This window comes from Thioclava sp. F42-5, from assembly GCF_002213195.1.
GTDB classification, from domain to species: Bacteria; Pseudomonadota; Alphaproteobacteria; order Rhodobacterales; family Rhodobacteraceae; genus Thioclava; species Thioclava nitratireducens.
Window position 1 is genome coordinate 515,863 of record NZ_NBNZ01000002.1, and the last position, 14,823, is coordinate 530,685.

The following is a 14,823-nucleotide window of genomic DNA, read 5'->3' on the forward strand; positions in this document are numbered from 1 at the left end:
CATGACCGAGCTGAACCTGATCTCTGCCGTTGACGCCGCGATCCCCGCAGAGCCCTTCATCTGTCGACACCTGATCGCAGGCGAGTGGCGCGACAGTGCCTCCGGCGAGACCTACGATCGGATGTCCCCGGCGCATGGTTGCCTCGTCAGCCGCGCGGCACTGGGCGCCGAAGCCGATGCGGAAGCCGCGATCGTCGCGGCGCGCGAGGCGTTCGACAGCGGCGTCTGGAGCCGGATCTCGGGCAAGGAGCGCGCGACAGTGCTGCTGCGCGTCGCCGATCTGATCGAGGGCAATGTCGAGCGGATGGCGCTGCTGGAGACGCTCGAGAGTGGCAAGCCGATCTCGCAATCGCGCGCCGAAGTGTCGGGCGCGGCCGATCTGTGGCGCTACGCGGCGTCGTTGGCGCGCACGATGCATGGCGATAGCCACAATACGCTGGGGCCCGACATCCTCGGTGTCGTCGTCAAAGACCCAATCGGTGTTGTGTCGATGATCACGCCGTGGAACTTCCCGTTCTGGATCCTGAGCCAAAAGCTGCCCTTCGCGCTCGCCGCCGGCTGCACCACGGTAATCAAACCGTCCGAGCTGACGCCGTCGACCACGGTGATGCTCGGGGAGTTGTTGTTCGAGGCAGGGATGCCGCCGGGCGTCGTGAATATCGTTCTGGGCTACGGGGCGTCCGTGGGCAGCGTGATGACGACGCATGAGGCGGTTGACATGGTAACATTCACCGGCTCGACCGCGGTCGGCAAGGCGATCTCGGCGGCTGCGTCGAGCACGTTGAAAAAGGTCGCACTGGAGCTGGGCGGGAAGAATCCGCAGGTCGTGTTCCCCGATGCCGATATCGAGAGCGCAGCCGATGCGATCACCTTCGGCGTCTATTTCAATACCGGGCAATGCTGCAATTCGAGCAGCCGGCTCATCGTCCATGAAGATATCGTGGATGAGGTGGTCGAGCGCGTCGTGGAGCTGTCGAAGCGCGTGGCTTTCGGCGATCCGCTTGACCCGCGCACGCAGGTCGGGGCGATCATCTCCGTCCAGCATCAAGGCAAGATCGACGACTACGTCCGCGCCGCGGTCACCGAGGGGGCCGAGATCGCGCTGGGGGGCGGGCCGATGACCGTGCCGGGGCTCGAGGGGCAATTCTATCAGCCGACAGTCGTGCGCGGCGTTTCGCCGGAGATGGCGATCGCCCGAGAAGAGGTGTTCGGGCCGGTTCTCTCGGTGCTGACCTTCCGGACGATGGACGAAGCTGTAGCGCTAACGAACGACGCAAGCTACGGTCTGTCTGCGGGCGTTTGGAGCGAGAACGTCCACACCTGTCTCGAGTTCTCGACTCGGGCGCAGGCGGGGACCGTCTGGACGAATACTTGGATGGACGGCTTTCCGGAATTGAGCTTCGGCGGAGTCAAGCAATCCGGTCAGGGGAGAGAGATCGGACGCTATGGCCTGGAGGAGTTCTTCGAGATCAAGACGCTCGTGATGCGCATCGGTCGCACGCGGGAGCCTTGGGTGAGACCCGAATGACCTGAAGGGTCGCGCGGGAGGGATGTGTAACGACAACGCAACAGGGAGGAAAATCAATGCGTAGTTACATCGGACGGACACTGAAAATGGCGAGCGTTCTGGCGCTCGTCGCAGGGTCGGCGCAAGCGAAGGATGTGGAGGTCCTTCACTGGTGGACGTCGGGCGGCGAGGCGGCCGCTCTCAACGTTCTCAAGGACGATCTGCAGAAGGAGGGGATCGGCTGGAAGGACATGCCCGTCGCCGGTGGCGGCGGCCAGAGCGCGATGACGGTGCTGCGTGCGCGCGTCACCTCCGGTGATCCGCCGACCGCGGTCCAGATGCTCGGCTTCGACATCTCCGACTGGGCACAGCAGGGCGCTTTGGCCCAGCTCGACAAGGTGGCGGCCGATGGCAACTGGGATGCCGTCGTGCCCGAGGCGCTCCAGAAGTTCTCGAAATACGACGGTCACTGGGTCGCGGTTCCGGTGAACGTGCACTCGACCAACTGGGTCTGGTCGAACAAGAAGATGCTTGCCGATCTGGGGATCGAAGAGCCGAAGACCTGGGATGAGTTCATCGCTGCGATGCAGAAGGTGAAGGATTCCGGGAAGATCGCGCTCGCCGCTGGTGGCCAGCCCTGGCAGGAAGCGACGATGTTCGATGGCGTCGTGCTCTCGGTCGGTGGCCCCGACTTCTATAAGAAGGCCTTCATCGATCTCGATCCCGACGCGCTCGGCGGTCCGCAGATGGTCGAATCCTTCAAGCGCATGGAGCAGCTCCACAGCTTCGTCGACCCGAACTTCTCGGGCCGCGACTGGAACCTCGCGACCGCGATGGTCATCAATGGCGAGGCCGCCTTCCAGATGATGGGCGACTGGGCCAAGGGTGAATTCCTGCGGGCCGGCAAAGAGGCCGAGGTCGATTTCGGCTGCTTCCGGACCCCGGGCACCGCGGACGATGTGACCTTCAACGCCGACCAGTTCGCGATGTTCAAGGTGGGCGAGGACGCACAGGCCGCACAGGACGCAATGGCGAAAGCCGTGATGTCGCCCTCGTTCCAGATCGCCTTCAACACGGTGAAAGGCTCTGTTCCCTCGCGCACGGACGTGTCGGACGAAGAGTTCGACGCTTGCGGCAAGAAGGCGATGGCTCAGCTGAAATCGGCGAGCCAGAACGGCACGCTTCTGGGCTCTATGGCGCATGGCCATGCTGACCCGGCTTCGGTGAAGAACGCGATCTATGACGTGGTGACGGCGAATTTCAACGGCGACTATGACGCCGAGACCGCCGCCAAGGAACTCGTCAAGGCCGTGTCGCTGGCCCAGTAAAAGGCCCTCGGGCCGGTCTCTGAGACCGGCCCGTACGTCACCGATCCGTCTCATTTCCCTAAAGGAGAGAGCAATGGCCCGTCCGGTCCAGTCAGACTTGCGTACCCGGCTTCAGGAATGGATTCCCAAGATCGTTCTCGCGCCCTCTGTCGCGTCGATGCTGATCTTCGTCTACGGCTTCATCGTTTTCACCGGCTACCTGTCGTTCACGAACAGCCGAATTCTTCCAACGTTCGACCTTGTCGGGTGGCACAATTACTGGCGTCTCTTCCAATTGCCGACCTGGACGATCGCGGTGCAGAACCTCGCGATCTTCGCCTCTCTCTACATCGCGATCTGTATCGCGATCGGCCTTTCTCTCGCGATCTTTCTCGATCAGAAAATCCGCGGCGAGGGGCTTCTGCGCCCGATCTTCCTTTATCCGATGGCGCTCTCGTTCATCGTGACGGGGACGGCGTGGAAATGGCTTCTCGATCCGGGCATCGGGATCGAGCACACGCTGCATCTTTGGGGCTGGGAGAGCTTCCATTTCGGCTGGATCAAAAGCTCGTCCATGGCGATCTACACCGTGGTGATCGCCGCGGTCTGGCAAAGCTCGGGCTTCGTCATGGCGATGTTCCTCGCCGGGCTCCGCGGGATCGACAACGAGATCCTGAAAGCGGCGCAGATGGATGGCGCCTCGAACTGGAACCTCTATCGCCGCATCATAATTCCGCAGCTTCGGCCCGCGTTCCTGTCGGCCTTCGTCATCCTCGCGCATCTCGCGGTCAAATCGTATGACCTCGTGATCGCGCTGACCGGTGGCGGCCCGGGCCGGGCCACCGAGCTGCCCGCGACCTTCATGTATTCCTACACTTTCACCCGCAACGAGATGGGCGTGGGCGCAGCGTCGGCGGTTATCATGCTGATGACCATCGCCGCGATCATGATCCCCTATCTCTACGCCGAACTGAAGGAGCCGAAGTAATGTCCGGCGCCGTCGATACCGGGGTCGCGATCCGCACAAATCGCGTAACCCGCACCTTCATCTATCTTTTCCTGCTGCTGTTCGCGCTGTTCTACCTGCTGCCGCTCGCGGTGATGCTGATCAACTCGGTCAAACCTCTGAGCGAGATCACCGGCGGCAACATGATGGCGCTGCCCGATGTCTGGACTTTCGAGCCCTGGCGCGAAGCCTGGTCCTCGGCCCAGATCGGCGTGCAGCCGACCGGCCTGCGCCCCTACTTCATCAACTCGATCCTGATCGTGGTTCCGGCGGTGGCGATCTCGACCATCATGGGCGCGCTCAACGGATACGTGCTGACCAAGTGGCGGTTCCGCGGCGACACGATCCTCTTCGGGATGCTGCTGTTTTCCTGCTTCATCCCGTTCCAGATCGTGCTGATCCCGATGGCGCGGGTGCTGGGCATGATCGGGCTCGCAGGTTCGGTGCCGGGGCTGATCCTCGTCCACGTCGTCTACGGGCTTGGCTTCACGACGCTATATTTCCGCAACTATTACTCGGCCTTCCCGACCGAGCTGGTGCGCGCGGCGCAGATTGACGGGGCCGGGTTCTTCCGAATCTTCTACCGCATCCTTCTGCCGCTGTCGGGGCCGATCATCGTGGTCACGATCATCTGGCAGTTCACCAATATCTGGAACGACTTCCTGTTCGGGTCGTCCTTCGCCGGGCAGGCCAGCCAGCCGATGACCGTCGCCTTGAACAACCTCGTTCAAAGCTCGACCGGCGTGAAGGCCTACAACGTCCACTTCGCGGGTGCGATCCTTGCGGCGCTGCCCACTCTCATCGTCTACATCGTCTCGGGGCGCTTCTTCGTGCGCGGCCTGATGGCGGGCTCAGTCAAGGGGTAATGCCAATGGGTCTCCTCGATATTTCAAACGTCACCAAGTCCTACGGCGCGGTCGAAGTGCTGCACAGCGTCGACATCTCGGTCGATGAAGGTGAATTCCTCGTGCTGGTCGGCCCGTCCGGCTGCGGCAAGTCGACGCTTCTGAGCATGATCGCGGGGCTGGAAGGGATCACCTCCGGCGAGATTTCGATCAAGGGACGCACGATGAACGGTGTGCACCCGTCGAAGCGCAACATCGCGATGGTGTTCCAGTCCTACGCGCTCTACCCGAACATGACCGTCGGCCAGAACATCACCTTCGGCCTTGAGATGCACGGCACCCCCAAACCCGAACGCGAAGAGGCGATGAACCGGGTGGCGGAGATGCTGCAGATCGACAATCTGCTCGACCGCAAGCCGGGGCAGCTTTCGGGCGGTCAGCGCCAACGCGTCGCGATGGGACGTGCGCTGGTGCGTGACCCGGACGTGTTCCTCTTCGACGAACCGCTGTCGAACCTCGATGCGAAACTGCGCGTCGACATGCGCACCGAGATCAAGAAGCTGCACCAGAGCCTTGGCACCACGATCGTCTACGTGACCCACGACCAGATCGAGGCGATGACGCTCTCGACCCGGATCGCGGTGATGAACAAGGGCTATGTGCAGCAGCTCGGCACGCCGAAGGAAATCTACGACACGCCGTCGAATGTGTTCGTGGCGACCTTCATGGGCAGCCCCGCGATGAACGTGGTTCCGGCGCGGATCGTGTTGAAGGACGGTGCGCCCCACGCGGCCGTGATGGGCCATGACGGGGGGGAGCAACTGCTCCGCTTCCCGCAAGCCAATCTCGCCCAGTGGGACGGGCGCGAGATCCTTCTCGGCATCCGACCGGAGACGATTACGGATCCGGAGGGCGCGGATCGCAACGCCGCCCATATAGCGCCGCTGCGCAATCATATCGGCGTAACCGAACCTGCCGGGTCGGACACCTTCGTGACGATGACCCTGGGCGGTCGCGATGCCATCGCCCGGATGCGGGCCGATGTGACCGTGCGGGCGGGCGAGGTCTTCGATTTCGCGGTCAACATGGACAAGGCGGTGGCCTTCGATCCCAAGACGGAGGAGCGCATCCAGCCATGAGCGATGCCGACGTCATCATCATCGGTTCGGGCATGGGCGGTGCCACCACGGCGGCGGCGCTGGCCGAGACGGGACGGCGCGTGCTGGTGCTCGAGCGTGGCGAACGCCTGCCCGACACGCCGGATGCGCGCGATCCCGACGCGATCTTCGCGCGCGGTCATTACCGGCCCGAGGAAACCTGGCTCGATGGCGATGGCGTGCCGTTCAGCCCCGGCAATTACTACAATGTCGGCGGCAATTCGAAGTTCTACGGCGCCGTTCTGATGCGCTATCGCAAGGCGGATTTCTCGCCAGTGGAGCATCAAGGCGGGACCACGCCGGGTTGGCCGATCGCCTATGACGAGATCGAGCCGTTCTACCAGAGGGCCGAGGCGCTCTATCAGGTGCGCGGTCAGCTTGGAGAGGATCCGACGGAGCCGCGCCATTCCGGCCTCTACGCACATCCTCCGGTCCCGGACGAGCCCGATATCGCGGCGCTCCGGCGGCGGCTGAAATCGGTCGGGCTGCACCCGTCCTCCCTGCCGCTCGGGGTCGATATCGACCGTTGGCTCGCGCATGGGCAGACGCCTTGGGATGCGTTCCCCGATACCTGCGGCGGCAAGATGGATGCCGAAAGCGTCGGTCTGGCGACTGCGCTGAAATCCCAGAATGTCAAGCTGATGACGGGCGCGCGGGCGCGGCGTCTGATCGTCGATGCCGAGAACCGCATAAGCGGGGTCGAGATCGAGAAAGACGGGCAGGTCCGGACGCTCACGGCGTCGGTCGTGGTGCTCTCCGCCGGGGCGGTGCAAAGCGCGGCCCTTTTGCTGGCCTCTGCGACTGAGCGCCATCCGACCGGGCTGGCGAATGGTTCCGATCAGGTCGGGCGCAATTTCATGAACCACAATTGCTCGGCCGTGCTGGCGCTGCACCCGCTGCGCCGGAACCGCGCAATCTACCAGAAGACGCTGGCGATCAACGATTTCTACCTCTCGGGCGGGGCGAACGGCGCGCCGCTAGGCAACATCCAGCTGCTCGGCAAAATCTCCGGTCCGATCCTCGCCTCGGCCTCGCCGCTGCCGCGTCCGGTGGCAAGCTGGATCGCCAACCGCTCGGTCGATCTCTACGCGATGTCTGAAGACCTGCCCAATCCCGAGAGCCGCGTGACGCTGAAGGAGGGCAAGATCCGGCTCGATTGGAAGCGCTCCAACTGGGAGACCCATCTCGAACTCGTCGACATGCTGCGCCGAAAGCTGCGCGCTGCGGGCTATCCGATCGTGCTCGCGCGGCCATTCGACCGGCAGACCCCGTCACATCAATGCGGGACGGCGCGGATGGGTAACGATCCGGCGTCGAGCGTCGTCGACACGTTCTGCCGCAGCCATGATCACCCGAACCTGTTCATCGCCGATGCGTCCGTCCTGCCGACCTCGGCTGCCGTGAACCCCGCCCTTACCGTCGCGGCGCTCGCCCTGCGCGCGGCTGAGCATATCGCACAGACAGAGCTCGCCGCCTGAGCCACCGGGCTGCGGCGAGAGACTTGGCCAAGGAGGCCAGCATGAAGACGACTTACGATTTCATAATTATCGGCGGCGGTTCGGCGGGGTCGGTACTGGCCGGGCGTCTCTCCGAGAACCCGTCGGCGGACGTCCTGCTGCTCGAGGCGGGCGGCAGCGATCGCCACCCGTTCTATCATCTGCCCGCGGGCTTCGCGAAGATGACCAAGGGCATCGGCAGCTGGGGCTGGGAAACGGTTCCGCAGCGGCACATGCAGAACAAGGTCTTTCGCTACACCCAGGCCAAGGTGATCGGCGGCGGCTCCGCGATCAATGCTCAGGTCTATACCCGCGGCAATGCGCTCGATTACGACGAATGGCGCCAGATGGGGTGTACCGGCTGGGGCTATGAAGATGTGCTGCCCTATTTCCGCAAGGCCGAGGATAACGCGAGCATCGAGAACCGCTATCACGGCAAGGGCGGCCCGCTCGGCGTGAGCGATCCGCGCGCACCCCTGCCGGTCTGCGAGGCCTATTTCGAAGCGGCCGCCGAGCTCGGCATTCCGCGCAATTACGACGTGAACGGTGAGAAGCAGGACGGGGTCGCCTATTACCAGCTGACCCAGCGCAATGTGCGCCGCTCCTCGGCTGCGATGGCCTATGTCGCGCCGAACCGTCACCGCGAGAACCTCACGGTGAAGCTGGGTGCGCAGGTGCGCCGGATCGTGGTCGAGAATGGCCGCGCGACCGGGGTCGAGCTTGTCGATGGCACGCGCCTACGGGCAGAAAGTGAAGTGCTGCTATGTTCTGGGGCGATCGGCTCGCCGCGGCTGCTGCAGCTGTCGGGTATCGGACCGGCGGATGAGCTGGCCTCGCTCGGGATCGATGTCGTCTTCGACCAGCCGGAGGTGGGGTCCAATCTGCAGGATCACCTCGACCTCTACTGCATCAGCGAGCTTTCCGGCCCCTACAGTTATGACCGCTATGCGAAGCCGCATTGGGCGGCGTTGGCGGGGCTGCAATATCTGTTCGGACGGAAGGGGCCGGTTGCGTCGTCTTTGTTCGAAACTGGTGGCTTCTGGTATGCCGATCCCGAGGCACGGTCGCCGGATCTGCAGTTCCATCTCGGACTCGGGACCGGCATTGAACATGGCGTGGTTTCCATGCCGCAGGGAGGTATCACGCTCAATTCCTGTTACCTGCGCCCGCGCTCGCGCGGCAGCGTCCGCCTGCAAAGCGACGATCCGGCGGTCGCGCCGTTGATCGATCCGAACTACCTGCAGGACCCGCTCGATCGCGAAATGTCCATCCGGGGACTGAAGCTGACGCAGGAAATCCTGTCACAAGCCCCGATGCGCAAATATATCCTCGCCGAGCGCCTTCCCGGTCCCGACGTCCGGACCGACGAGGACTATTTCGATTTCATCTGCACCCATTCGAAAACCTCGCATCACTGCGCAGGGACATGTCGCATGGGCACCGATGCGGGGGCTGTCGTAGACCCGACATTGCGGTTCAACGGGATCGAGGGGCTGCGCGTCGTCGACAACTCGATTATGCCGCGTGTGATTTCGTCCAACACCAACGCTGCGGCAATCATGATCGGCGAGAAAGCCGCCGATATGATCCGCGCGGCACATGGAGGCTGACATGACAGTGCGCCACATCGTTCTCGTCAAATTCAAACCCGGGCTGAGCGAGGAAGAGATCGCACCGCTCTGGGAGGAGCTGCGCGCGATTGAGGGCAAGGTCGACGGCCTCGGTGCAATCTGCGCGGGCCGCTCCGAGAGCCCCGAGAAGATCGAGCGCGGTTACATGCATGGTTTCACCGTCGATTTCCGCGACTGGGAGGCGCTCGCCGCCTACCAGGAACATCCCGATCACCGGGCGCTCGGGGCGAAGCTCGTGGCCAACGCTCAAGGCGGGATCGACGGCATCCTCGTCTTCGATTTCGAGATCGCAACTCCGTCGCAGGGGGCGTGACATGGCGCCGAGCGACCGCAGACCGACGATCATCGACGTGGCCCGAAAGGCCGGGGTGTCGAAATCGACAGTCAGCCTCGTGATCCAGAACAGCCCCTTGGTGAAGCAGAAAACACGCGAGCAGGTGCAGGCTGCGATGGCCGAGATCGGCTATGTCTATAACCGCGCGGCAGCCAATCTGCGCAGCGCCGGAGCAGGGCTTGTCGGTCTGGTGATCAACGACCTGCGCAACCCTTTCTTCACTGAGTTCGCGACGTCGTTGCAGATGGCGCTGTCGAGCCGCGGCTACGCGGCCGTCGTGGCCAATACTGACGAAGACCCGCAGCTTCAGGCGCAGGTGGTCGAGGCGATGATCGAGCACGGCGTCTCCGCGATGATCCTCTCGCCCGCCTATGGCGACGAGGCGCTGAGCTTCGAGGCGCTTCAGCGGGCGGGCATTCCGGCGATGCAGGTGCTGCGCAAAGTCGAGATGCGGACCGAGCTTTTCCCCTTCGCCGCGCCGGACTATCCGAACGGGACGCGTATCGCGACCGAGCATCTCCTCGAACAAGGCGCGAAGCGGATCGCCTTCGTCGGTGGTCTGGAGGGCCGGGCCGTCACGCAGGAGCGCATGGCAGGGTATCTGACTGCGATAGAGAGCGCCGGGCTCGAACCCCATGTCCTGACCGGCAGTGCGAGCCGCGCTTTCGGCAGGCAGGCGGCGCATGAGCTGGCAGACGACCATCCGGAGGTGGATGGCGCGGTCTGCTTCAACGATCAGGTTGCGCTCGGGATGATTTCGGGCTGCGCCGAGATCGGGCGCAATGTCGGCCGCGATCTGCGCATCGTGGGCTTCGATGACATCGAGGAGGCGGCCCATTCCTGGCCCCCGCTCAGCTCGGTGCGCTGCGACATTGACGGCTTCGGGAAGCTTGTCGCCGAAACGATCCTCGCCTGGCTCGAGAACGACAAGGTGCCGCCGCCGGAAATCCGCACGCCGGTCTCGCTGGCCATTCGTGGCTCGAGTGGCGAGACGCCTGCGGGCTGAGACGACAGGGAGACGGGAGGCCCGCCCGTTCGGACGAAACAGAGACGAGACCGCGCAGAGAGACACCGGCGCGGACAGGAGAGGAGTGTTCAAATGACAGAGATTCGTGTTGCCGTGCTCGGCGCTTCGGGGTGGATGGGCAAAGTCCACACGATGGCCTATCAGACCTTTCCGCATTTCTTCGGCACTGAAGGTGGCACGGCGCGCGTCGTCACCCTCGTCGATCGCAATCCCGCGCGAGCGCAGGAGCTTGCCGCGCGGGTGCCCGGTGCGCGGATCGTTCAGGACTGGCGCGAGGTGATCTCCGATCCCGAGGTCGATCTCGTGGATATCTGTCTGCCCGACAACCTGCATTACGAGGTCGCGAAAGCCGCGCTCGAAGCGGGCAAGCATGTCTTTTGCGAAAAGCCCCTTGCCGAGTCCGCCGAGGAGGCGCGCGAGCTTGCCGATATCGCGAAGGCGCGCGGCCTTATCACCCGCGTCGGTCACGGCTTCCCGCGCAACCCCGTCCATGATCTTGCGAAGGAGATCATCGATGCGGGCGAAATCGGCGAGATCACGATGTTCAAAGGGTGCCAGCATGTCGACATGTATGGCGACCCGATGGTGCCCTATATGTGGCGCGCCGATGGGTCGCTCGCGCCGACCGGGATCGTCGGGGATACCGGCAGCCATGTCTTCAGCTTCATGGAATTCCTCGTCGGTCGCGTCTCGTCGCTGATTGCCAACAACATCATCGTCACGCCGCGCCGTCCGAAGATCGAAGGTCTGGGGCTCGGTGAGACGGCGGAGCTGACCGGCAGCGAGGAATGGGCCGATATCACCAATCCCGACGCGAGCCAGATTCTGTGCACGTTCGAGAACGGCGCCAACGGGATCGTGGATTTCAGCCGTGTCGCGACCGGGCGCAAATTCATGCAGACCTACGAGATCTACGGCACGAAAGGCAGCCTCGCCTATACGTTCGACGAGGTGAACCGGCTGCGCTTCTACACCAATGCCGATCCGATCGGGCGCCGCGGCTACCGCGAGATCGATGTCGGGCCCGAGCATCCGACCTACGCGGCCTTCCTGCCGCTGCCGAATTTCGCGCTCGGCTATAACGAGACCAAGATCATCGAAGCGGCGGAGGTCATCCGCTCCATCGTCTCCGGCAAGGCGATGTGGCCGACCTTCGAGACAGGCCATCACATCACCCAGATCGTCGACGCCTGCATGAGCTCGTCCCGGCAACGCGCCTGGGTCGATATTCCGCAAAGCTGACCGGACCGCAAACGGAGCCAAGACATGGACAGTGCAATCCCTCAGGAAATCCTCGACGCCCTGACCGATATCGAGATGCCGCGGCTGCGGGCCGACGAGGCGGTCCCGGAGATGCTCGAGATCGCGGGCCTCTCCCTTCCGGTCTATCGCACCGGCTGCCTCGTGGTCGGCAGCGGGGCCGCGGGTCTTCGCGCCGCCGTCGAACTCAAGCGACGCGGCGGCGAGGTCATCGTCGCGAGCCAGAGCGCGTGGGGCGGAACCTCCGCATGCTCGGGCTCCGACAAGCAGACACTGCACACCGCGAATACCGCCGATCACGGCGATGATTTCCAGGCGATGGCGCGGGCGATCCGGGCTGGCGGCGCGATGGACGAGGACACGGCCTATATCGAGGCGGTCGGCTCGCCGCGCATGATGGCCTCGTTGCAATATCTCGGCCTGCCGCTGCCGCAGGACCGGTTCGGCGCGACGCTGCGCTACAAGACCGACCATGACGAAACCGGGCGCGCGACAAGCTGCGGACCCCGAACCTCGCGGCTGATGGTCAAGGTGCTGGCGGAAGAGGCGCTGCGGCTCGACGTGCCGATCTTCAACCACACGACGGTCGTGCAACTGCTCACCGAAGGGGAGGGGGATGACCGCCGGGTCACCGGCGCGCTGGCCTTCCGCAAAGCCGACCGCAGCGCCGCCAACCCCTACGGTCTCGTGCTGTTTGCCGCGCCGAATATCGTGCTCGCGGCGGGCGGGCCGGGCGAGCTCTATCGCGACAGCGTCTATCCCAATGGCTGTTTCGGAACGCTGGGTCTCGCGCTCGAAGCGGGGATCGAACTGGTGAACCTCACCGAGAGCCAGTTCGGCATCGGCACGCGCCGCGAGGGGTTCCCTTGGAACCTTTCGGGGACTTACGTGCAGTCCCTGCCGCATATCTATTCGGTCGATGCCGAAGGGCGCGAGCATCATTTCCTCGCGCGGTACTATCGCACCACGCAAGAACTGGCCTCCAACGTCTTCCGCAAGGGCTATCAGTGGCCGTTCCACGCCACGCGGATGCTGGATTTCGCGTCGAGCCTCGTCGATCTGGCGATTTGGCGCGAGAGCGCCGCGGGGCGGCGGGTCTTCATGGATTTCAACCGCAATCCGCTTCCCGTGCCCGGAGATAAGCCTTTCGATCTTACCCGCCTCGACGAAGACGTGCGGACTTATCTCGGCACCGCCGGGGCGGATCAGGAGCTACCGATCGACCGGCTGCGCCACATGAACCCGCTCGCGATCGAACTGTACCGCCGCTACAAGGTGGACATCGCCGCCGCGCCGCTCGAATTCGCGGTAAACAACCAGCATATGAACGGCGGGATCGCGGTCGATCCCTGGGGGCGCTCGAACCTGCGCGGTGTCTATGCCGCGGGCGAGGCGGCGGGCACGCATGGCGTGACGCGTCCGGGTGGATCGGCCCTCAATGCCGGTCAGGTCTTCGGCACCCGGGTGGGCGAGCATATCGGCGCGAGCCGCACGGCCCATGCGCCGGAGGCTGTCGGATCGGAGGCCCTCATTTCGGCTGTGACGGATCTGCTTGCACGGTTGAACACGGACAGCGCACATTCCGTGAAGTCGGTCCGCGACGAAGTTCAGGCCCGGATGAGCGACCATGCCGGGATGATCTGCAATGGCGCGGACGTCGCCGATGCGCTTGCAGCGGCGCGCGAGTTGAACCGGAAGTTGCGTGCCGACGGCATCGCCCCGGAGCGGTCGGGCGACGGCGCGCGCGCGATCCAGTGGCAGCAGATGGCACTCGCCTCCGAAGCCGTCCTTGCCGCGCTCGACCAGTATATCTCGCAAGGCGGTGGCAGCCGCGGCGCGCGCGCGATCTGCTCTGACGACGGGGAGGCGATCCCGATGGCGCGCGATACGGATCTGGCTGCGTTCCGTTTCAGGACGGAGCGGGAGATCGACAAGCAGACGCAAATCCTGGTCCGTCTGGAGGGAGAGGAGCTGAAGATCGCCACCCGCAAAAACCGAAGCTTCGACGAGAGTGCGCGTGCCTTCTTCGAGCGCGACTGGCCCGATTGGTTGACCGGCCGCATCTTTGACCTCGACGCGAAAGGCCTGCGCGAATGACAGAGACTCCTAAGAAAATGCTCGCCATCGGGGAGGCGATGCTTGAGCTCGCTCCGGTCGAGGGCGGCACGTTTCGGCTCGGCTATGCGGGCGACACGTTCAACACCCTCTGGCATGCGGCGCAACTCCTTGGGCCGCGTGCCCGGGCGGGCTTTGTGACGCGGATCGGAGAGGACAGGCTGTCCGACCGTTTCCTCGCCGAGATGGCGGCCGACGGGCTGGATCTCGCCGCCGTCCAGCGCGACCCCGAGCGCGAGATGGGGCTCTACATGATTGAGCTCGAGGGGACGGAGCGAAGTTTCCACTACTGGCGTCAGCACTCGGCAGCCCGTCGTCTCGCGGATGATCCTGATCTGCTTGACCAGGCTCTGTCCAGTGCAAATTTCGTCCATGTGTCGGGGATCACCCTGGCCATCCTCTCGCCCGAAGCGCGGGACACCCTGTTCGATGCAGTCGCCAATGCGCGCGAGGCGGGCGCGCGTATCTCCTTCGATCCGAACTACCGACCGCGGCTCTGGGCCTCGCCGTCGGAGGCGCGCGATACGATCACGCGCATGCTCGCCCATACCGATATCGCGTTGCCCAGTTTTGACGACGAAGCAGCGCTCTGGGGTGATGCGAACCCGGAACTGACTTTGGAGCGTCTCCGCAGACATGGGCTCGCGGAGATCGCCGTGAAGGATGGCGCGCGTCCGGTCTGGCATTTGGCCGAAGGCCATACCGGTCGCTGCGACACGCCGGTTCTGACGGAGCTGCGCGACACGACCGGCGCGGGCGATGCTTTCAATGCGGGCTACCTCGCCGCCCGCCTCCTCGGGCATCCGGTCGAAGACGCGATTGGCTGGGGGCAGTCGGTCGGCGGTGCCGTTCTGGGCGAGCCGGGCGCGCGTTTGAGCAAGGCATCAGCGCGCACCCTCGCGGCATCACTCGCGGGCCTGTGACGGTTCGTCCGGTGGGCTCCGGTCAGGTGGATGATGTTGTTTCCGTCCGGCGGCCTATCCGCGAATCCGGCTGAATGGTCGGGAATAAATATCCCGGCTGCATGGTAGCTGCATCGCGCGCGAGGGTCACGGCGCGCACGGCCGCGAGTCGAGCCCCCTATTTCTGCGACCGACCCGAAGGCTGAGCACCTCGATGGCGCCGCTGCCTTGTGAGG

12 protein-coding genes are annotated in these 14,823 nt (G+C 64.3%); all 12 read left to right on the forward strand.

Going from position 1 to position 14,823, the window contains the following annotated elements:
• Position 1 precedes the first annotated feature (1 nt).
• The 12 genes from B6V74_RS07755 (at position 2) to B6V74_RS07810 (ending at position 14,608) form a co-directional block, all read left to right on the forward strand.
• Entirely contained in the window at positions 2–1,528 is a 1,527-nt protein-coding gene (locus tag B6V74_RS07755; RefSeq protein WP_088722443.1) for an aldehyde dehydrogenase family protein, read from the forward strand.
• A gap of 56 nt (positions 1,529–1,584) precedes the next feature.
• A complete protein-coding gene (locus B6V74_RS07760; protein ID WP_075774233.1) occupies positions 1,585–2,835 on the forward strand; it encodes an ABC transporter substrate-binding protein in 1,251 nt (416 codons plus the stop codon).
• Between the two features lie 73 nt (positions 2,836–2,908).
• On the forward strand, positions 2,909–3,802 hold the full coding sequence (locus B6V74_RS07765) for a sugar ABC transporter permease (protein WP_075774234.1): 894 nt from the start codon (positions 2,909–2,911) through the stop codon (positions 3,800–3,802).
• Positions 3,802–4,686, forward strand: coding sequence for a carbohydrate ABC transporter permease (locus B6V74_RS07770; RefSeq protein ID WP_078541537.1), 885 nt, complete (start codon positions 3,802–3,804; stop codon positions 4,684–4,686). Before B6V74_RS07765 ends, B6V74_RS07770 begins: the two co-directional genes overlap by 1 nt.
• A 5-nt stretch (positions 4,687–4,691) precedes the next feature.
• The gene (ugpC, locus tag B6V74_RS07775) at positions 4,692–5,804 is read left to right on the forward strand and encodes a sn-glycerol-3-phosphate ABC transporter ATP-binding protein UgpC (RefSeq protein ID WP_088722444.1); all 1,113 of its coding nucleotides are present in this window, start codon (positions 4,692–4,694) and stop codon (positions 5,802–5,804) included.
• Entirely contained in the window at positions 5,801–7,300 is a 1,500-nt protein-coding gene (locus tag B6V74_RS07780; protein WP_088722445.1) for a GMC family oxidoreductase, read from the forward strand. The genes ugpC and B6V74_RS07780 overlap by 4 nt, the downstream gene beginning before the upstream one ends.
• 41 nt (positions 7,301–7,341) lie before the next feature.
• On the forward strand, positions 7,342–8,928 hold the full coding sequence (locus B6V74_RS07785; RefSeq protein ID WP_088722446.1) for a GMC family oxidoreductase N-terminal domain-containing protein: 1,587 nt from the start codon (positions 7,342–7,344) through the stop codon (positions 8,926–8,928).
• A gap of 1 nt (position 8,929) precedes the next feature.
• A complete protein-coding gene (locus B6V74_RS07790) occupies positions 8,930–9,262 on the forward strand; it encodes a Dabb family protein (protein WP_088722447.1) in 333 nt (110 codons plus the stop codon).
• Position 9,263: 1 nt separating this feature from the next.
• Positions 9,264–10,289 (forward strand): LacI family DNA-binding transcriptional regulator, encoded by a 1,026-nt coding sequence (locus B6V74_RS07795; protein ID WP_075774240.1) that lies wholly within the window; start codon positions 9,264–9,266, stop codon positions 10,287–10,289.
• 93 nt (positions 10,290–10,382) lie between these two features.
• Complete coding sequence (locus B6V74_RS07800; protein WP_088722448.1) at positions 10,383–11,552, forward strand: Gfo/Idh/MocA family oxidoreductase; 1,170 nt, start codon at positions 10,383–10,385, stop codon at positions 11,550–11,552.
• A gap of 24 nt (positions 11,553–11,576) precedes the next feature.
• Positions 11,577–13,667, forward strand: coding sequence for an FAD-binding protein (locus B6V74_RS07805; RefSeq protein ID WP_088722449.1), 2,091 nt, complete (start codon positions 11,577–11,579; stop codon positions 13,665–13,667).
• Entirely contained in the window at positions 13,664–14,608 is a 945-nt protein-coding gene (locus tag B6V74_RS07810) for a sugar kinase (RefSeq protein WP_088719720.1), read from the forward strand. The genes B6V74_RS07805 and B6V74_RS07810 overlap by 4 nt, the downstream gene beginning before the upstream one ends.
• Positions 14,609–14,823: the final 215 nt, after the last annotated feature.